The 18864-nt window shown below is 57.1% G+C and carries 14 protein-coding genes and 2 pseudogenes; 7 read left to right on the top strand and 9 right to left on the bottom strand.

Going from position 1 to position 18864, the window contains the following annotated elements:
• The 3 genes from FHT71_RS30280 to FHT71_RS30290 form a co-directional block, all read right to left on the bottom strand.
• Positions 1 to 374: UDP-glucose/GDP-mannose dehydrogenase family protein (locus FHT71_RS30280; protein ID WP_183723176.1), on the bottom strand; the 374-nt coding region annotated here is incomplete at its 3' end.
• 100 nt (positions 375 to 474) lie between these two features.
• Positions 475 to 1398, bottom strand: coding sequence for a family 16 glycosylhydrolase (locus tag FHT71_RS30285; protein WP_007791757.1), 924 nt, complete (start codon positions 1396 to 1398; stop codon positions 475 to 477).
• A 27-nt stretch (positions 1399 to 1425) separates the two neighbouring features.
• A complete protein-coding gene (locus tag FHT71_RS30290; protein ID WP_165933213.1) occupies positions 1426 to 2574 on the bottom strand; it encodes a glycosyltransferase in 1149 nt (382 codons plus the stop codon).
• 349 nt (positions 2575 to 2923) lie between these two features.
• On the opposite strand from FHT71_RS30290, the gene FHT71_RS30295 reads away from it, so the two are divergent.
• Positions 2924 to 3946 carry a glycosyltransferase family 2 protein gene (locus tag FHT71_RS30295; protein ID WP_132594840.1) on the top strand — a complete coding sequence of 341 codons (1023 nt, stop codon included), beginning with the start codon at positions 2924 to 2926 and terminating at the stop codon, positions 3944 to 3946.
• Positions 3947 to 3961: 15 nt separating this feature from the next.
• On the opposite strand, the gene FHT71_RS30300 is transcribed toward FHT71_RS30295, so the two are convergent.
• Together FHT71_RS30300 and FHT71_RS30305 are read right to left on the bottom strand one after the other, a co-directional pair.
• Entirely contained in the window at positions 3962 to 5041 is a 1080-nt protein-coding gene (locus FHT71_RS30300) for a glycosyltransferase family 4 protein (protein ID WP_132594838.1), read from the bottom strand.
• A 74-nt stretch (positions 5042 to 5115) separates the two neighbouring features.
• A complete protein-coding gene (locus FHT71_RS30305; RefSeq protein WP_132594837.1) occupies positions 5116 to 6441 on the bottom strand; it encodes an NAD(P)-binding protein in 1326 nt (441 codons plus the stop codon).
• 284 nt (positions 6442 to 6725) lie between these two features.
• Between FHT71_RS30305 and FHT71_RS30310 the strand changes: the two genes are divergently transcribed.
• The 5 genes and pseudogenes from FHT71_RS30310 to FHT71_RS32065 all read left to right on the top strand — a co-directional run bounded on the left by FHT71_RS30310 (position 6726) and on the right by FHT71_RS32065 (position 12849).
• A complete protein-coding gene (locus FHT71_RS30310) occupies positions 6726 to 8693 on the top strand; it encodes a hydrolase (protein WP_183723178.1) in 1968 nt (655 codons plus the stop codon).
• A 184-nt stretch (positions 8694 to 8877) separates the two neighbouring features.
• Entirely contained in the window at positions 8878 to 10314 is a 1437-nt protein-coding gene (locus FHT71_RS30315) for an oligosaccharide flippase family protein (RefSeq protein ID WP_132594833.1), read from the top strand.
• 203 nt (positions 10315 to 10517) lie between these two features.
• A pseudogene (locus FHT71_RS30320) lies at positions 10518 to 10649 on the top strand (IS110 family transposase); the annotation flags it as partial.
• A gap of 423 nt (positions 10650 to 11072) precedes the next feature.
• A complete protein-coding gene (locus FHT71_RS30325; protein ID WP_132594831.1) occupies positions 11073 to 11903 on the top strand; it encodes a type II CAAX endopeptidase family protein in 831 nt (276 codons plus the stop codon).
• Between the two features lie 442 nt (positions 11904 to 12345).
• Complete coding sequence (locus FHT71_RS32065; RefSeq protein ID WP_245505587.1) at positions 12346 to 12849, top strand: phosphotransferase; 504 nt, start codon at positions 12346 to 12348, stop codon at positions 12847 to 12849.
• Between the two features lie 150 nt (positions 12850 to 12999).
• Here FHT71_RS32065 and FHT71_RS30335 read toward each other — a convergent pair whose 3' ends face one another.
• Positions 13000 to 13191 (bottom strand): DUF6494 family protein, encoded by a 192-nt coding sequence (locus tag FHT71_RS30335; RefSeq protein WP_007788276.1) that lies wholly within the window; start codon positions 13189 to 13191, stop codon positions 13000 to 13002.
• A 213-nt stretch (positions 13192 to 13404) separates the two neighbouring features.
• Positions 13405 to 13659, bottom strand: a complete 255-nt coding sequence (locus FHT71_RS30340) for a hypothetical protein (RefSeq protein ID WP_007788277.1) — start codon at positions 13657 to 13659, stop codon at positions 13405 to 13407.
• A gap of 438 nt (positions 13660 to 14097) precedes the next feature.
• Between FHT71_RS30340 and FHT71_RS30345 the strand changes: the two genes are divergently transcribed.
• Positions 14098 to 15300, top strand: coding sequence for a GGDEF domain-containing protein (locus tag FHT71_RS30345; protein ID WP_132594829.1), 1203 nt, complete (start codon positions 14098 to 14100; stop codon positions 15298 to 15300).
• Between the two features lie 789 nt (positions 15301 to 16089).
• Here the strand turns inward: FHT71_RS30345 and ligD are convergent.
• Positions 16090 to 16936 (bottom strand): annotated as a pseudogene (gene ligD, locus FHT71_RS30355) (non-homologous end-joining DNA ligase).
• A gap of 245 nt (positions 16937 to 17181) precedes the next feature.
• Entirely contained in the window at positions 17182 to 18849 is a 1668-nt protein-coding gene (locus FHT71_RS30360; protein ID WP_132594825.1) for a GNVR domain-containing protein, read from the bottom strand.
• Positions 18850 to 18864: the final 15 nt, after the last annotated feature.

An 18864-nucleotide genomic window follows, 5' to 3' on the forward strand; every position in this document is an offset into this window, starting at 1 on the left:
ACAGGAACCGTCGACTTGGTGACGACGACGGTAAATCCGGACACCGCAGCCGCGATCTCGCGGGCGGCCGCATACACATAGCTAAGGTCGGCGTGACCATCGCCACGGCGCGACGGCGTGCCGACGGCGATGAAGACGACGTCCGCGTTCGCAACCGATGTCGCCAGCTCTTTCGAAAAATCCAGGCGACCGGCGTTGCGGTTATGTTCGATGATATTATCGAGACCGGGTTCGAAAATCGGAACCTTGCCGGCTTCCAGGGCATCAATCTTTGCTGCGGACTTGTCGACACAGGTGACATGATGGCCGAAATCGGCGAGGCAGGCACCGGAAACAAGGCCGACATAGCCCGAGCCAATCATCACAATACGCATACGACCTCACATTTCCGGGTTTTAAGCTCGCTGGCTTTGCACACACCCATCGCAAATGACATGACCAGTCTGCGCCTTCAGGCGAACGCTTAAGCTGCCCTTACGCGTAGACCCTGAAATAATCGACGCGCATATGAGTGATCCTGTCCGCGTCCTGCAAAGGCTGCGGAAATCGGACGTCGGTCCTCAATGCAAGCGTTAAGAGCGGCCAGAACACGTCGAACTCCTCGTCCAGTCGTGCGGAACGCGTGATTGGCCAATCAGCGGGTTTTCCCGTCTTCCTGTCGATGACGGGCTTTCGATTGAAGTATGGAACACATCGCGTGTCATCGACGAGCATGCCGTAGCGGCAATACCCTGTCGTCATGTCGACAGGCGTTTCAACACCGGTGCTTCGCCCACCCTCGTCTGGCCCTCCCCATTCATGAAGGTAGGTCCCGTAGACGGTGGGCTCCCAACCCTTGTGCTCCACTATGTCGAGCTCAATGCTGGTCCTCGGTTCCAAGATGCTTCGGCCGTTCAGCATCCAGAATGCCGGCCAGGTCAACGGATGACGCGGAAAGAGCATGCGCGTCTCGAAATAGCCCTTGCGCCATCCCTTGAGGACGACACCATCCTTTCTCGCTGCCTGAAGATTTCCGGAAATCCACTGAAATTCGGGCAGCGTGTTTCCGTAATATTTGCGAACGTTCATCGGACGCCCGATATATTTCGCGGATATCTGCAGCGCCTTGCCATCTTCTGCCGCCGAGTCGTCGACGATGGAATATGGATTGAAACCCTCCTCGCCGTGCCTGGTGGCGAACGCCGATCGACCATAAAAGCCGGTGCCGTCTGTCGTCGCCTTCGGACCGGCATCCCAAACTGACCAATCGAGAAAATTGAAGGTGTCTTCAAAGACGACCTTTCGTCCGACGGTCGGATCGTCAAAAGCGGGCGCCGTGGCAGAGGCACTCTGGCACTGGAGGGCCAGGAAGGCAGTAGATGCGTGTAGAAAGCCGCGCCGTGATAAAGAAGGCAGCATGCACGTTCTCCTTGCCGACGATTGACCTTATGCGAGCTCCCTTGCGGCGGTCCGCAGGGCCTCGGCATGGATTTCCACCACGCGCTCAGGGCTGTACCTGTCGATGAAGGTCTTTCGAAAATCAGAGTGTGACTGCTCGAGCGAAAGGTTGTCACAGTAATATGCCATCGCATCGACGAGAGCCCGTCCACCGCTCACCGGGACAAGGCGCCCAAGCCGGGGATCAACGAGGATATCGCTCGGTCCGAATTCACAGTCGGTCGAAATGACCGGCAAACCAAACCGCAAGGCTTCGCAGATCGCAAGCGACCACCCTTCCCACCGCGAAGTCGAGACGTATACGTCGCTGGTTGCAAGGGCCGGCTGCGGGTTGATCGGGTAATGTTCGATACTGACGGAAGCATCGAGCCCAAGTCTCGATATTTCGGCGCGCAGGTTCGCCTCGCCGATGCCATATCCGACGATCCTCAGCCTGACATTCGGTCGGATCTTGACGAGTTCGGAAAACGCCTGAAGCAGGATATCCTGCCCCTTTTGAAAGGCAAAGCGACCGACATTGACAAATGTGACGGATCCAGACGATGCGTCGCAAGACGGCGTTTGGGACAGATCAAAAGCCCGCACAGGGTTGGGGACCCAGACCTGCGGTACCTTGCTGTTGAACATCTCCTTGAAGGAGTCGAGCTGTCTCGGCGAAGTTCCGAAAACATAAGACACCCTTGAAAGGAAATAGATGCGCATCAGGAAGAAGAGGACCTTCGCCTTGAAATGGCTGCGCTCGCGCTTTGGATTTCCGTGCAAATGAACGGCAAATCGACGGTTCAATCCGATACAGGCCGCCATGCAGATGACTGTCGGCTCAATTTGCGGGACGACGACCAGACTGTAGTCCTTTGACTTGATCACGCTTCGGAAAATCCGCATCAAGTCCAGGCGCCCGCGAGCTACGCGATCGATGACGTTGTAACCACGGGCCTCCGTCGGCCGATTCTTGTGAACCGAGGTGTAGAGCACGTCGACCTCGAAATCGTCGGAAAATCGATCGGCGAGCATCGTGCAGACCGCATCAACGACCCGCTCTATTCCGGCAAACGCACTTGTTCCCGGCTGGATGTAGAGGATTTTCATGCGACGTCGGGATTGATCGCGAAATGGCAGGCCGACTTGCATTTCCATTCGTCCTCCGGACCAAAAGGCAACAGAGCTCGATGTGCCGGCACGCGCGCGCCGGACGCCCAAAAAGACAAGCATTCAATCATCTGCAAATCGCATCGAATGCGATCAGTATAGGGCAAGCGAATCTAGCGAAGCCCCCGGCAAAATCACTGCAGGTGATATCCAGGATGCGACGGAAAATACCGATGGAACTACTACTTGGCTCGCCCCGAAATACTTCGGGACGCGTAGAGGCACGGCCGTTTCGGCCATCTATGCTGCAACGTCCACAAGGTTATTTCTATGGACGTCTTGCACTGCACTTGGTATGCTGCTTTGCAACATAATCTGAGTAGAGAAGGTTTGCAAGATGTTAAAAGTCCAGCCGCTTCTCAGCATCATAATCACTTGCTATAATTACGAAATGTACATTTCTGAATGTATCAGAAGTGTTCTTTCGCAAGACTATGACAATCTCGAAATAATAGTGGTCGATGACGGATCGACGGACCGCTCCTGGGACAGGATCCAGGAATTCGGGGATCAAATCACTGCCGTGCGGACCGAAAATCGCGGGCAATTGAAGACATCACTCAACGGTCTGTCATTGTCACATGGTGACTTCGTCTACTTCCTTGATGCCGACGACGTTCTTGGTGAAGGCACGTTAGCCGAAATTGCTCCTTATCTTCGGCCGGACGTATCCAAGATACAGTTCATGCTTCTGCCAATCGACAAGGATGGCAAGCCGATCGGCAATGCATTTCCCACTCTCCAGCCTTCAGACGATTCCGAACCACTGATCCGATCGATACGTGAAAGAGGCTACTACAACACGCCGCCGACCTCTGGAAACATCTACAGGCGTGACGTCTACGAAGGCCTTGGGGAAATGACCTATGAGCGCGGCATCGACGGTGTGTCTTATCTACTTGCTCCCTTCGTCGGCAAGGTCATCTCGATTCCGAAGACGCTTGGCAAATACAGGATCCATAACGCCAACCAGTCGTCCTTTTCCGTACTGACGTCAAAACGGATGAAAGGCTACGTCGATCGGTTCATGGGACGTCTTTATCATCTTGCAGAACTCGTCCAGACACGCTGTGCTTCAACCGATACGGTCGAAGTCCGCAGTGACTACGCCTACGTCATGGAACTGAATACGATGAGCCTGGTCGTTGACGGCAAGCGGCCAGGTGTTGGCCAGATCGCAGCTTACATCGGGGCCTTGATGCGCGAAAACACCGGCAAGAAGCGATTTGCGCTTTGCCTTTTTGCCGTTGCGCTCTTTGTGCTTCCAAACGGCATGGCCCAGCAGTTGGCGGCCATCCGGATTGATCCGGCGCGGTCCAGCCAGATGCGGGCGCGCCTGAAACAGACCTTTTCCGTTTAGCGATAAGGTGAGGCGTCACGTCGCCAAGGGTACTGCCTTGCCGCGTGGCATCGCCGAGTAATAGACCTCGAGCGTCTCCCGGGCGACGCGTTCGATCGTCAGGTGTTCGATGCGAAACTGACTTTTCTGTCGCCAGTCGGCAATCCGTTCCGGTGCTTCCAGCAGGTGGCCAAGCATCCTGGCGAGAGCTGCCGGATCCCGCGGCGGCACAAGAAGCCCGGCCTCCCCGTCCTCAAGCAGCTGGGGAATTCCGTCGACAGACGAACCAATGACCGCACAACCTGCTTCGCGCGCCTCAGACAATACGAGCGGTGCTGGGTCGGCATGGGAAGGAAGGACGAAGATGTCTGCCCCTAGCATGTAGGGGTATGGATCCCTTGTCGATCCGACGAATGTGATCTGAGAGGCGCTTTCCAATGCTGCGGCCCTGGCCTTGTATTCCTCGCGAAACGGGCCATCGCCGACAATGTAGAGATGGGCTGTCGGAAAGGACCTGTGTACGGTTTCAAACGCGTCAAAAAGGTCCGGGAGACCTTTGCGTGGATGAAGACCACCGACAAACAGGATACTTGGTGAGCGAAGCGGCTTTGGCTCTTCACTGCGCCCTTCCGATCGGCTTGATCCGATCGTGCCATTCAACACCACCTTCAATTTCGACTGGGGAACGCCACGACGGCGCATCGAGGCGCCGACCACATCGCTGACCGCGATGACGCGTGTTCCCAACCCCATCAGCGTTGCGCTCTTTTCGAACTCGTTGTGAACTGTCGTAATGAGTGGGACGCGTCGTAACTTGCAGACCGGGAAGGCAATCACCGCGCTTGTCATCATGTGCGCGTGAACGATGTCGATGTCGTACTTCTTGATATAGGAACTCAGGCGAGACAGCGCCCTTAAGAGGCTCGGGATCTTCCGCTGGTGACCGATAAAGAGCGTTTCGATGCCCTTCGCCTTCAAGAGTGTGTCGAAATCTCCTCCTTCACTTGCGAGATAGACCTGATGTCCTAGTTTAATCTGCGCGCAGGCAAGATCCACCGCTGCGTGCACATGCCCGTTCAAGCGCCGGGTATGATTGAGGATATGCAGAACTCGCATCGTCGACCTCTCGTCATCTGGTGCCGATGCCTACCGCCTTTCGGGTGCATTCGACGGCAAGCCATGCGTGGTATTCAAGGCGTCGCGATCGCGGTCTCCACATCGATGGTGGAAACCCGGGCGGTCGGCTGATAATTGAAGCCGCCCTGCCGCCCGATCGATTCTATTCCAAAGCTCTTTAATCGCGCGATCGCCTGTGCTGCATTTTGTGCAGCTCCCTTGCTGTAGATTGGATAGGCGTTTGTCAGGACGTGGCTGCCCTCAAGCTTGAGATCGCCACGAAACAACCCATTTGCGCAGGCGTGATGGCGGAAATCTGCTTCTGCCTGTTCGGTCGACGTGACTGTGCCGGCAATGACCTCGACTGCAAAATACTCGCGCTCGGCAACGCGCCCGTAAAAGTCCGAATAAACGGTCAAACGCTTCCACGAACCCTCGTGCGAGAAGTTATAAATGATTGCCTGGGGAAACCCGCGCTCGCCAGCAAAGCTGAAGTACAAAGTTATAAGCGTGATTGTCTTCAATGCGGAGGTCTGTCCGTTGCCGCATATCCGTTCGGCAACGTTAATCGGCACCGTGGAAACAATCCTGTTCCCGCCAAGGCTCTCACCGTCGAGCAACAGCTCGTAACCGCAAACTGTCTTGTGAAGCTGACGCATTTCAGCCGACAGCTTGAAGACAACGCCACAGCTTTCGAGCCTCGACACGGCTGCGCCATAAAGCGCACCAAAGCCTTCCCGCGGACGTGCCATCTGGCGGTTTTTCGGCCCGGTCGCCCCCTTGCGCTTCAGCAAGCGGCGCAAAAGATTGATGAGCGAAGCATATTCGGCGATCCAGAGCATGCGCTTGCGCGCGAGATCAAGATCGATCTCTTCTGCATTGATACCGTAGAAGCGCCGCATGTAGGTTCCAAGCCCCGACCGGTGCAGGAGATAGGCGCCGATCCAGTAACGCGCAAAGTCTCTCGCATTCGCCATCCGGCGACAGAATATGCGCGCGTAAAGGACCGAGGCGAAAATCCGGATCACTCCAATTGGACCCGCCCCGAGAATGTCATCGCGTATCGAAATCGGATAGACGGTGATCTTTCCCTGCGGGTTTAGCCGCCCCCAGGTCGGTTTGATCGGCACATAATGTTCAAGAAGCTCCGGGAAGTGCCGAAGCAAAGGGGAATCGTCCTGAAAGATCAAACTGCCGACGTCGAACGTGTAGCCTTCGGCCGAAGACCAGTCCATGTGGTTTCCGCCGACGTGATCGTATTCGTCAACGACGACGACACGGTTCCCCTCAGCCGAAAAGATCGACGCCGCGACGAGGCCCGAAATGCCGGCGCCAAGCACGATAACATCAAATTGCTGCACTGCGGACATGCGTGAGGAATGATGGCTTACGTCATCCATTGGTCGCCCCCGAACTGTCCTCCCAGTAGAACGAGACAGTATAACGCAATTAAAAAAGAGTCGACATCTCAAGCACAACGTCGGAAGAACAATAGGCACGTGAGTAGTTTTTGCAACGCTTCTGCACCGCAAAATAAAATATAATTTTGCACTTGATGTACATCAAATAATGCGGCAGAATTTTTGCGGTTGCGAATTCAGGGAAACAGCCTTGCTGCAGTGCATTCACTGTAACAACACTGTCGAAAGACAGGCAGGGCTGATCGACGGCAAAGGGTTCTCCAGTGCTGCGGCAAAGCCTCGCCCATCTCCTTCACGGTCCATTGGACGGCATAGACCTAATCTCAACAGACGTGTTCGACACCTTGCTGTTGCGCCAGCCGCGATCGCAAAGATCGCGCGTAATGCAGGCCGAGCAGCGCTTTGCTCGCTTGCTGCGGGACGAGGGAACTTTAATCAGTGCGGAGCATCTGTTTCGAACCCGGCAACTGGCTGAGCGGTTTGCCTATCGCGCGCTCAACGTCGGCGGCGGTGCTGGCGAAGTCCGGCTCGTCGACATTATCCAGCGCCAACTCGCCATGCTTGGCTTGCCCGAACGGCTGATCGAGCAGCGCATCTCACTCGAGATGGCCATTGAAAAGATTTCGCTGTGCGCAAACGAAAAGCTCGCCAAGGTACTGCGCCTGCATCGCCAGACCGGCATTCGCATCGTCGCCGTTTCCGATACGGCACTGCCGCGACGCCAACTCGTGGAATTGATCAACTACTTTCACGGTCCGGGTCTGATCGATAACGTCTATTCGAGCGCCGACATCGGAGAGAGCAAGCGATTTGGCAGGCTGTTTTCACGCGTTCTCGAAGAGGAAGGCGTTGCAGCGTCACGCTTGCTGCATCTTGGTGATGATTTTCTTGCCGACTGCGCCGTGCCGAGAACCATGGGCATCCGTGCCCTGCATCTTCCCAAGGGGCGCCTGAGGCGGTTTGCCACACGCGCCGACGGTGCCCGGGCCGAAGCCATGCGCGGCGTTCGCAAGGGGGTCATGAGACCATCGGGCCGAATGCCTGACCTGGCTGATCGCGCAGCCTTCGGGCGGGAAGTGTTCGGGCCAATTGTTGCGCAGTTTTGCCTTTATATATGGCTCTATGCCAGGGAAGCGGAAACGCAGAAAAATGCCGCGTTGCTGTTTTGCGCACGCGGCGGTATCGGCATCAGGGAAGCCTTCGAAAAGCTGGTTGCTAAGCTTAACCTTCCGCTTGAAATCCGTCGCGAAAACATCCTCATCTCGCGCCTGGTGGCGGCGCGCGCAGCACTCATGCAGCAAAGCCCCGCCGTCCTCGATGAACTTGGCCGGGAGTTTAAGAAGAACACCTTTGCCGATGTCGCCAATGCACTTGGCGGCTGCACGTATGAACTTTCCGGTCCTTGGCAACTTCCCTTCGACCCAAGCCACTTCTTTGCGATGATCGACACCCCTGAAGGCCGTGTGGTGCTCGATGACATTGCGAGACAGAACGAGCTGTTCGAGCGCCATCTGCAGCAGATTGCCGGTGATGTCTCGCGTATCATTCTCTGTGACACTGGCCTTTACGGGAGCACGCAGCGTCTTGTTGCTGCCGGGCTGCCCGAACGGGCATTCGAAACGATCCAGTTTGCAAGGTGCAACTACAAGGGCCTTAGCGAGGATCACTTCCCACAGGTAACGGGATTGGTCGTCGAGGAAGACCTCTATAACCCGCTAAGGATCGAGACGGTCATCCTGCGCTACTGGCAGATTATCGAGAGCCTGTTTGAACCTGCAATTCCCTCCGTTCGGCATTTGAGTGAATCTGGCGATGGAACGGTCTACAGCAATGCCGGCAAGATCGCTTATGGCGAGATTGATCCTGCAGATGGAAATCTGCTGCTTGCGGGCGTCCTGCAATACATTGATCGGGTCGGAAATGGCGCCGAGATCATGTCGGATGCCGACCTTGCCTGGGGGCGGCTGAAGCAAGCGATCACCAATCCTCGGGCCTTCGATATGATGGCACTGGGTGTCGGGGCCCGCTCCGTGGATTTTGGCCGTCCGGAAAGCGTCTATGTGCTGAAGCAATCGGGCGCCCCCGATCTTGCGAAAAAACTGACAGCCGTCAAATCGCAGCTTTGGCGAGAAGGCGCAATAGCGCGCGACTTTCCATTCCTGAAGACCGCACTCTTACCTGCCCTGGAGATGGCGCACATTGTAAGGGGAGTGTCGGCACGCCTCAAATAGCCGAACTACGACATGGAGGAACGTTGTAGGATCAGTTGCCGGATCAATCCGGCTCCAAGCAGACATCACGCGGGAGGATGACTGAGTGCAAGGGCGCGCGAAAAACCCCGCGTGGCCTTTCACAAGAATATGCGTCGCGGCCTTTCGCCGCGACGTGGCTGGAGCTCAGGATTCGGAGTGAGACATGCTTGCGGTAAAGGCAATCAAGGGAGCCGGTTGGCTCGTCTTCTCGCGCTTTGTCGGGCGAATAATCGACTTCTTCACCCTGCTTGTTCTTGCTCGCATTCTGACGCCTGCCGATTTTGGACTTGCTGCACTCGCCACATCGCTGGTGATGGTTGTCGACACCATGCTTGAGGTTCCCGTGACCCAGGCCCTCGTGCGTCTTGCGACCATCGACAAAAGCCATCTTGATACCGGTTTTACGGTTGGTCTCATGCGAGGCGTCGTGATTGCAACCATCGTTTTGGCAGCCGCTTGGCCCTATTCGTGGATCAATCACGACAGCCACCTTGTTCTCCTCGTTGCCGTCCTTGCCCTTGGGCCCATTTCGAGAGGACTAACCAGTCCGGCGATGGTCAATTTCGCGCGGCAGCTCGGATTTCGCCAGACGTTTATTCTGGAAGCATCCGGCAAGCTGACTGCGGCCATCATCGCGATACTCGTGGTCCTGAGTGGTGGAGCATACTGGGCCATCGTTGCCAACTTCGTGATCGCCTCCTTTGCGTCAACGGTTGCATCCTACATTCTTGCTCCTTACCGTCCTGCCATTTCCCTGGCGCGCCTGCCTGACTTTGCCGGCTTCATCGGCTGGTTCTCGTCGGCCCAACTGGTCTCAGCGCTCAACTGGCAGTTCGATCGGTTCCTGATCGGGGCGCTTGCGGACCGTCCGACGCTTGGACGCTATGCAGTGGCGAGCGACGTTGCAGTCATTCCCACGCAAAGCCTCATTGGCCCGGCGCTGCAGCCTGTCATGGCCGCATTCTCGCAGATTAACGCAGATCGCGCGCGCGTACGGCAGGCCTTCTTGAAGGCGACGCGCTTTGCCATGTTGATCTCAGCCCCCGCCTGTGTGGGGATATCTTTCACGGCAGACCTTGTGACCGACCTCCTGCTCGGCGCCAAATGGGAGCATGCAGCACCCCTCCTCAGCCTGCTTGCCCTCGCTGTGGCGCCCATCCCCTACTTCCAGACGCTTTCATCGGTTAGCGTTGCACTCGACCGACCGCATGTGATCTTCCGTTTAAATGCAGTCGATCTCTGTTTCCGCGCGCTTCTGATTTCGATCGGGTTTTATCTGGGTTCGGTCACCGGTGTGAGTATCGCGAGAATTGCTCTGTCGACGCTCATGTTCGCCTTCTACCTCAATGAGGCCCGCCGACTGCTCGACCTTGGTATTCTGGATCAACTGCAAAATCTCTGGAAGGTGGCAGCCGCCGTCATCGCAATGGCGATTGTCCTCTGGCTTTTGCGGGATGAATTGGCCGGGCGAAACTATCCGCATGTGGCGGAGCTCGCATTTGTTATCGCCGCTGGGGCAGCAGCCTACGCAGGTGCCCTGTTGCTGCTCGGCGTGAGGCTGATCGCAGGTGGAGGCCGGCTTGAGCTCATTGATCGATGAGTGTTCACCGAGGTGGTCCCTGGTTGTGTTTAGCCAAGCGATGGATGATCCATTTGCTCTTGCTCAGTCTAACTCACCCTTGAGGCGAACTGCGCTGACCGGACGTGCGTCGAATAGGAAGTCGAGCAACGAAGGAACTGGTCTTCTCTCGTTTTTCGGCCCGCGACGCTGCAGTTGCCAGCCGCGGCGGAAAAGCAACGCCACGCCGTCATCGGCGGGTGAAGACCGATCGTGTCGATGGCGAGGCGTTGTTACGGGCCTTGCTGGCTTTCAAAAGGGGAGAGCCCCGCGTTTGCCCGATGGTGCGTAAAATCATGCACGAAGAAGAGGACCGAGGGTCAGATGCCCTTGCTCGGTCAACGCGCGAAGATGATCCTTGACGGTAATGCGGCTTGCGCCTGTGGCCTTGGCCGCGTCCATACCGGACTCCATTTTTCCATCCATTCTCTCCATGATACGTCACAGCGATAGAGGGCAATCGCAAGCGGATTGTCGGTTTTCAGGATGTCCGCAAATGGCGCTAAGCCGACCAAACAGGCTGGACACTTTTCGAAAAAGCAGAATGATGATTGGCGGGGGCAGCTATGGATCATGCAGTCCTATGCGGGGCTGATCTGAGAGTGATGCTGCGGATTGGTCGGGTGCTGGTAAACTTCCATTCGCTTTGCACCGAGGGCTACGCCGCGCGCCACTAACTCGTCGACATCGCTTTCTGCGGCTGGGTCGTTAATTCCGAGTGCTGCAGCAAAGGAGCCGGCATGACCTCCATCCGCAGGCTGATCAGCCGCTACCCACTCGTTGCGTTTTTCGCCATCGCTTACATCCTGACCTGGCTCGGCTGGATCCTCCCGGAGCGGATCTATGCCGGCACTCTCCTCACCGGCGCGCTCGCCTTGCCTCTCCTCCTCATGGTGCCTGGTCCGCTTTACGCCGCCCTGATCGTGACCGCAATCACCGGAGGCAAGCCCGGTATCGGCGCGCTCCTTAAGAAGTTCGCCATCTGGCGGGTGGGCTGGGGATGGTTTGCGGTCGCCCTGCTCATAGCGCCGGTGATCGGCGTGACGCCCGCTTATCTGAACATGGTCTTCGGCGGGCCGAACCCCACGGCTGCGTTGATCGCTTCAGTGCCGACCATTCTGATGATGTTCGCCATTCGCCTCGTCAATCCCCTCGACGGCCCGATGCAAGAAGAACTCGGCTGGCGTGGCTTCGCCCTCCCGCGTCTGCAGGAACGGCACTTGCCGATCGTCGCGAGCGCCATCCTCGGCGTACTGGTCGTCATCTGGCACGTGCCGCTGGTCCTCCTCGACATGCTGCCATCTTATGCGCTGTTTGGGACCTTCGCCTTCACGATCGTGTTCGGCTGGCTCTTCAACAACACCAAGGGCAGCGTGCTCATGACCTTGATCGCCCACGCCGCCGACGGCCTGGTCATCACAGGCAATCTCGGCCTGAATGCGATCGACAGCGAACGCCACATCATGCTGCTGGTCGCGATGTGGTGTGTGACCGCGCTGGTCGTTGTTATCCTCTATGGGGCGACGCTTACCCGCAAGCCGAATACCCACGTGCCACCGAAACCAACCTAGAGCGTAGTCTGTTCGTGGCGCGATCCGGACTGGGTCGAAGGTCACCTTGTGGCGCGATCCAGGCGAAACCTTCGTCGACTTCCGGCCGCCCCTGAGCGGACATCTTCCGTTGACCCGTCAATTGTCCCGCGCCTAAGTTAAAGAATGGCAGGACCAGAAATTCTCCTCAAAGGCGGTGCAGATTCGAACGTCGTTCGCGCGGGTCAAACAGTGCGGCGTGGCGGACGCGCGTGGTCTCCCGCCGTTCTCGACCTGCTGCGGCACGTCGAACGCGAAGGATTTGATGGGTCCCCGCGTGCGCTAGGCTTCGACGATCAGGGACGGGAACATCGAAGGTGAAGTTGGCAACGGCGAAGGCTTCATTCCCTACAAAGGCGGCCGCTTTGACGTCCGGCTCCCGGGTTATGTCTGGACCGATAGCGTTCTCGCGCGTCTAGGACAATTGCTGCGATCCTACCACGATGCTGCAGCCAGCTTTTCATGGAGTGATCGCCAGTGGCGTCTTGAAACCCGGCACCCAGTTGAAAGGATCTGTCACAACGACCTAACGCCGTGGAATACGGTTTTTCAAGGAGGGCTCCCAGTGGCTTTCATCGATTGGGACGCGGCAGCGCCAGGACCGCGCTCTTGGGACCTTGGGTTCGTTGCTTGGCGTTGGGTGCCGTTTTGGCGCGACGAAAAATGTGAGGCGCATGGCTTGCCGACAGGTGTCCGCGATAAAGTCCGGCGCTTTCAATTGTTACTCGATGCCTACGGAATAGCGCCAGAGATCGGAATCATGCAGCTTGGAATCGAACGGGTTCGGCAAATGCAGCAACATATGCGTGATCTTGCTGCAACGGGTTCCGCATGGGAGGTGGAATTGGAGCGTCGCGGTGTACTCGACGAGGGGGCGCTCGAGATCGCTTGGATGAAAGAACACGCGGCAGAACTGGTCCGGCGGTGATCTAGCCGCGAAGCGACGTCCGGTATTGGCGCAAAGCCGTCATCTCCCGATGACCGTTGTCGGCCCCATTGCGGCCATGCTTCGATTACGCGCGGGGGTGGACCATGAACTTGGCGTAGCCGGACGTTTCACTCCATCACTTCGCCCGGCCTACGGAAGTTCGATCTCGCCGTCCACCACGTGATTAAGCCCGGTGCCTTCCGCCGTTAGCGTTATGCGGACCTTCAACTTCTTGCCGCCGACCTGCCCCTTGCGCACCGTCTCCTCGATCTTGCGCTGCGACGTGATGCCGACTTCCTTCAGGAATTTGCGGATCGACATGTTGAAGGCGTCTTCGCTCATGGCGGAACTCCTCTATGTGCGAAAGAGATTGTAATGGAAGGTAAATCGTCAAGGAAGCAGGTAGTGACGCGCCGTGCCACAGAATCCGGTGTGAAGAATTTCGGTCAACTAGATCGGCGTAGGGGCGGCTTTGGGTCGAGACGCGACCTTTGCGACATCAGTGGCAAGGTCCCGAAGTGGCGCAGAGCGGTCACCTGCCGATGACCGCCGTCGTTAGTGCAAGGTCATGTCAGAAGCGGTTATCCACACCCGTCCGTCATATGCCAGCTGGCCCTCTGAAAACTTGCGATCGGCAATACTCTCATACACATGAAGATAGCGGAGGATACCTTGGATCATATCTCCTGCGCCAGCAGGCATTGCATCATTAGAGATGCATACTGTCTGATGCAGGTTTCCTTCCGTCATCACTAAGACAGCATAACTGCCATATAGCCGTATTTTGCCGGGCATGGTGGCGAGCGACATAGCGTCCTCCTCGAAATTCTTCCGACGGCGTTTCGCTTTCGGATAGCTAAGGAGCTATGGTTAACGAATGGTTAAGCAGCAGCAATCTGGCAATTTGGACTGATCACACGACAAAAAGACGCAGTGTGACGCGGTCATCAGGCGAAGGTTGAATAGCGTCTTGCCGTTGGGTGATCGAAAGGCGAGTATCGACGGAACGGTGAACGGCATTCAGCCATGTGGAGCACGCATTCTATTCCCCAGGCCGCCCAAGCTACCCGGACACTGATGGTCAGGTCGACCGTCTGAACCCTGCATTTGCGTTCACTAATCGAAGGGCTACTCGGCGATACTTATCGGACACCCACGTCGTTGGAGGGATTCAACTTCCGTTAAGTTAAATGACCTAGCCTTCTATCGAACTTTAATAAAATCAATTGTTTCTGGGTGCTGCCTATCATGGGCGACAGCAGTCTTATCTTATACATTCCGCCTGTTTTGTTCAGCATTGTTGCGCTCGCGTTTCTTTTGCTCTGGCGTCTGAAGGTCACCCCGGCCTGGCAATGGGCCGCTGGGTTCGCTCAAACTGCCGCAGGCTTCGTTGTCTCGACTTTCTTCACCGAACCGTATTTCGCGGCATTCGCTTCCGGGATGATCTTCATTGGAGCAGCTTATTGCTATGGCAGCGGCCTAATGGAGCACTTCAGGACAGCGCAGCATGCCGGTCCGCGTTTGGCCTTTGTAGGCTGCTACACGATCGCCTTGGTGTACGCGGTTTATTGGAAGGCGAGCTTGGTTCACCAGCTGTTCCTTACAGACGCCGGATTTGCCTTCCTTCTGGGCTGGTCTATTTGTGTGGTAACTGGGAGAGCCTCCCGTGCGATCGATAAAGCATTGATTGCAACAACTTGGATTGTTGTCCTCGACTGTGTTGTTCGGACGGTCTTTTTCACCTTTTTTTCGAATTCCAGCGACAACTTGAGTGATTTCGCGACATCGCTCTACAATCTCGAAGTGACTGTAAGCACAATCACCATATGTATGTTCTTCCCGTTTACGGCTCTTGGAGCAAGCGCAACTGCGGCCATCGACCGACACAGGACGGCAGCTGGTACCGATGAACTAACCGGGCTTCTTAACCGGCGGGGATTTAGAGACGCGATCTTAAGTGATTTCGATTCAGGCACTCCTCGGGGGGCGCTGATCATCTGCGACATAGATCATTTCAAGGGTGTAAACGACACGTATGGTCATGCAATGGGTGACCGGGTCATTCGAGCGCTTGCGAACGAGCTGGAGCGCAACGTCGCTTCGTGTGGCCGCATTGCCAGATTTGGCGGCGAGGAGTTCGTGGCGTTCATTCCGCACGCTTCGATTGAAGACGCGGTTGGCATCGCAGAATCGATCCGGAGCGGTTTCGCGGCAAGGGATTGGCGAAAGCAGGGGCTGGCCCGAAGCGTTACGGTGAGCTGTGGCATCTCGTCTATAGATGAGTGCGAAACCACCCTCGACCCCGCCGTCGATCGGGCCGACAGCGCTCTGTATGCAGCTAAGGAAGCCGGTCGGAATTCGGTTTTCTTTCGCAGTCCTCACGGCGTGCCAGACACCATCAGCCGCGATATGGGCAAACTGTTTGCTGCCTCGTCTAGGGTGTCGAAATGAAGCGGTCGCATGCGTCCAAGACGGAATAACGCACGGCGGCGCTTCGTATGCGGGTCAGGAGATGGTGATGCTAGCAGGTGGCTGTTTGTGCGGCGCGGTGCGATACGAGTGTGAAGGTGATCCGGAATGCTCATTGGTGTGTTATTGCCGTGATTGCCAAAAGGCTTCCGGCTCGGGCCATGTTCCCGCGATGAGTATGCCCCGCGAGAAAGTAACGATTAGTGGTGCTACAAGAAGCTACGCGGCACCGGGGGGAAGCGGGAAGATTACAGTCCGCCACTTTTGTCCCACCTGTGGCAGTCTTCTCTTTGCAACACCTGAAGTCATTCCCGACTTCATAAACATCTACGCAGGCACGCTTGACGATCCGTCAGTGTTCAAGCCGACGTGGTCATTCTTTCCGCATAAGCATGCTCCTTGGGATCGTGTTCCAGACGAGCTACCAGAGCTGCCGCTGTCCACCTGACGTGTGTGTGAAGTCCCTTTCTGCATGCGCAGGCGAGTCTGGAGCATGCGCACAAAAGGCACCCTTGTCATTGCGCCGCGCGATCAGGGCGTCTGACGGTACTTATCAAGGATCCGACCCCTTCATAGGGCCAAAGCGATGCTTCAGCGATTGGGCCCGCATCAAGGGACAAAACTCTTCTTTACGTTTGGCGGAATGTCTAAATTGCGCCCACGCAGAAGGATACTCCGCATGGGCCTGCTGGCTTAAATTCAGGACGACGCTCTCGCCGACACTGTTCCGGTTGCCACGCTGCTTCGAAAGATGATGGTACTTGCTGCCAACTAGCTCTCCATCTCGTAGATAGCCGCATTGTCCTGAACATCGCGCAGTCCTTTGTACGACGCCGCGCGAAGCTTCCCGTCATGCGTCCATGCTCGATACTCGATCTCGGCGATCAGCGTGGGCTGGACCCACACCAGGTTCTTTCCCCGGCCCGTATACTCAACGGTGGGACGTTTTCGTTTCAGCCGATCCGGCATTCGTCGGAGCTGGTCGGCGTTCTGCTCGTTGAACCCTGTTCCGACCGAACCGACGTAGACATAGTCATTTGCCTTCCGAGCAGCCAGAATAAGGCTGCCGATCCCGGCGCGTGCGACGCCCGACTGCTCGTAGCCGACGATGATAAAACTGTCGCTCTGGGTCGTCTTGATCTTGATCCAGTCACCGGTGCGGCCGGATGTGTAGGTACTGTCTCGGTTCTTGGCGACGATGCCTTCGAGGCCGTGCTCTCTTGCTGCTTCGAAGATATCCATTCCGTCGCCGTCGATCTCGTCAGGTAGGCGCACAGCCCCTTCCTCGTCTCGGAGCAACGATTCCAGGAAATAGCGTCGCGCGGAAAGTTCCAGACTTCGAATGTCGTGGCCGTCGAAATAGAGAAGGTCGAATGCCATCATAATGGCGACGTGGGAGGACTTCCTCCCAAGCCTTCCTCCCAGCGACTGTTGCAGTCTGCCGAAGTCAGGACGTCCGTGTTCGTCAAGAACGACTGCTTCGCCATCAAGGTTCGATGCGCGAGGGCATAGGGTCGAGGGGAAGGCGTGGTTGCGACGGATCGCGCGGTTTGCGGGACCTGCTCCGAAGTGGTTCCTCGGAAGCGACGAGCGGCTGGGAACGCGGGGACTTTGCCATTGAGGTATTAGGGCAGATAAGTCGGGTTGAATTGCTCATCGAGGCGGGAGCGAAGAAGAGTCGTCGGATGCACGCCGTCTTTCTTGAGCGTACGTATTCTTTCAACCCCAACTGCCAGTGTCAGCTCCCAATGGCACTCGCAACTCGGACATTCTCGGCAGGTCGTGAAGCCCCCCGCGTTGCGGGCCCGCCAGATAAACACGGAACGGGCCCACAACTGACCAAAGTTTGCAGGCAAACTTTGGTCAGTTGCCACGTGCCCGGTTAATGACCGTTCCGACCACATTGGCACCAGCGCGACGCAAGAGCTGAACGGACTCCGAAACCTCCTCGATCGTCGTTTGGCCAGCGCGCGCGACAACAAGGACGGCGTCCGCGTAGCTTGCAAGGGCAAGCGCATCCATGGAATGGCGAAGTGCCGGAAGATCAAGAAGCACGTCGCCGCGTGAGCGTGCTGCTTCAAAGATCCGTCGCACACGCGGGTTGCGAAAATCGGTAAACAAATTTGCGTTCGCATCTCTGGAATGGATCGGCAGTACGGCGACCCCACCGACATCCTCGAAGGACAACTGCTCAGGCATCAGCCCCGCAAATGCGGCACCAGCCAAAGAGACGCCCGGCAGATTGTCAACGCTTGCGCGTGTATCCTCGCCGTCAGCAGCCTTGAACAACGTCACCTGCCGACCGCCGCGACTGATGAGTTGCGCGAGGCTGGCGCACAATGTCGAAACACCAGCACCGGGCGTCCAGCCGACAACGGCAATCACGATGCTTTTTTCATTGCGAAGGCTCGTGCAGGCAATTTCGACCGACGTACGCAAGTCACGAATGGCGGCAACGAATTTTTGCTGCTGCGGGCTCGTGATGTGCAACGGAACACCCTCGGCGCCAGGAACATCCGGCACCGAGCCCAGGCAGCGAACCTCCATCTCCCGAGCGAGGTCTTTGGCGCTGCGAACGCGGCGATCAAGGGCCATTCGTACAACGACAACGCCGAATCCGACCAGCAGGCCGAGCACACCGCCCAGCGCGATGATGAGAGATTCCCGTGGAGCTGATGGTCCTAGCGGTGGAAGTGCCGCCCCGATGATACGGGCATCCGCATCAGGCGTTGCAATCGCTGGCAGCGAACCTGCATGCATTGCTTCGCGCGCTGCATCGACCTGCCTTGCAAGAGAGTCCAGTCGGCCCTGCAATGCTTCGGTGCCAGCGCGCGCAATCTGCTCCTTGAAGGCCACCGTCTGATAAGTGTAACCCGAGACCGTTGCGTTGGCGACACGGGCCGGCAGCTTCGGATCCGAGGACGAATACTCGATTTCGATGACGAAGGATTGTCCGACGCGACGTGCGTTCAGGCGAGACATGAAGTTCAGGAAGGCCGCCCGGTCAGCCTCATCGGCTTGTTCAATCGTGGTGCTTGCCCTTCCAGGTTCTGTCGAATTGGCTTTTGCACTATCGGCACCCTCCCGCCCTTGGAACACTGGCAATCCACTCAGCAACCTCGCGATTAAGCCTGGCTGCCTACGGCCAAGCTCCGGGTCGTCCTTCAGGTTCAGGCTTTCAAAGACCGCTGATAGGAGGCGCTCCGATTTTATGGTCTGAAGCTCACTGTCAGCGCGATTAAGATCCAGCGTCTGCTGCGCACCTTCGCCGCCAGAGATGGCCGACTGGCGTGGTTCAAGTAGGAGCGTTGCCGTTGCCTGATAGGTTGGCGGCAATGAATGGGCGTAGAGCGTGGCAAGGACGAAACCGGCTGCGCTGCAGACCGAAAGCGCGATCCTGTGACGTGTGCCAAGATCAATCAACGCACGCAACAGGGCGATTGGCCCATCGCCGGCCACATCGGATTGCGTCTCGTTCACCCGCCACAGCCTCGAGGTGACATCAATAGGGCGGGGTCTGTTGAACATCATTCGTGCTCCTAGCGT

It is taken from the genome of Rhizobium sp. BK060, from assembly GCF_014193145.1.
Classification (GTDB): Bacteria; Pseudomonadota; Alphaproteobacteria; order Rhizobiales; family Rhizobiaceae; genus Rhizobium.

Excerpts from the sequence above, each read along its gene's own strand:
- FHT71_RS30285 (WP_007791757.1), bottom strand. The coding sequence starts at position 1,398 with ATGCTGCCTTCTTTATCACGGCGCGGCTTTCTACACGCATCTACTGCC.
- FHT71_RS30290 (WP_165933213.1), bottom strand. The coding sequence starts at position 2,574 with ATGGAAATGCAAGTCGGCCTGCCATTTCGCGATCAATCCCGACGTCGC.
- FHT71_RS30295 (WP_132594840.1), top strand. The coding sequence starts at position 2,924 with ATGTTAAAAGTCCAGCCGCTTCTCAGCATCATAATCACTTGCTATAAT.
- FHT71_RS30300 (WP_132594838.1), bottom strand. The coding sequence starts at position 5,041 with ATGCGAGTTCTGCATATCCTCAATCATACCCGGCGCTTGAACGGGCAT.
- FHT71_RS30305 (WP_132594837.1), bottom strand. The coding sequence starts at position 6,441 with ATGGATGACGTAAGCCATCATTCCTCACGCATGTCCGCAGTGCAGCAA.
- FHT71_RS30315 (WP_132594833.1), top strand. The coding sequence starts at position 8,878 with ATGCTTGCGGTAAAGGCAATCAAGGGAGCCGGTTGGCTCGTCTTCTCG.
- FHT71_RS30325 (WP_132594831.1), top strand. The coding sequence starts at position 11,073 with ATGACCTCCATCCGCAGGCTGATCAGCCGCTACCCACTCGTTGCGTTT.
- FHT71_RS30335 (WP_007788276.1), bottom strand. The coding sequence starts at position 13,191 with ATGAGCGAAGACGCCTTCAACATGTCGATCCGCAAATTCCTGAAGGAA.
- FHT71_RS30340 (WP_007788277.1), bottom strand. The coding sequence starts at position 13,659 with ATGTCGCTCGCCACCATGCCCGGCAAAATACGGCTATATGGCAGTTAT.
- FHT71_RS30345 (WP_132594829.1), top strand. The coding sequence starts at position 14,098 with ATGGGCGACAGCAGTCTTATCTTATACATTCCGCCTGTTTTGTTCAGC.
- FHT71_RS30360 (WP_132594825.1), bottom strand. The coding sequence starts at position 18,849 with ATGATGTTCAACAGACCCCGCCCTATTGATGTCACCTCGAGGCTGTGG.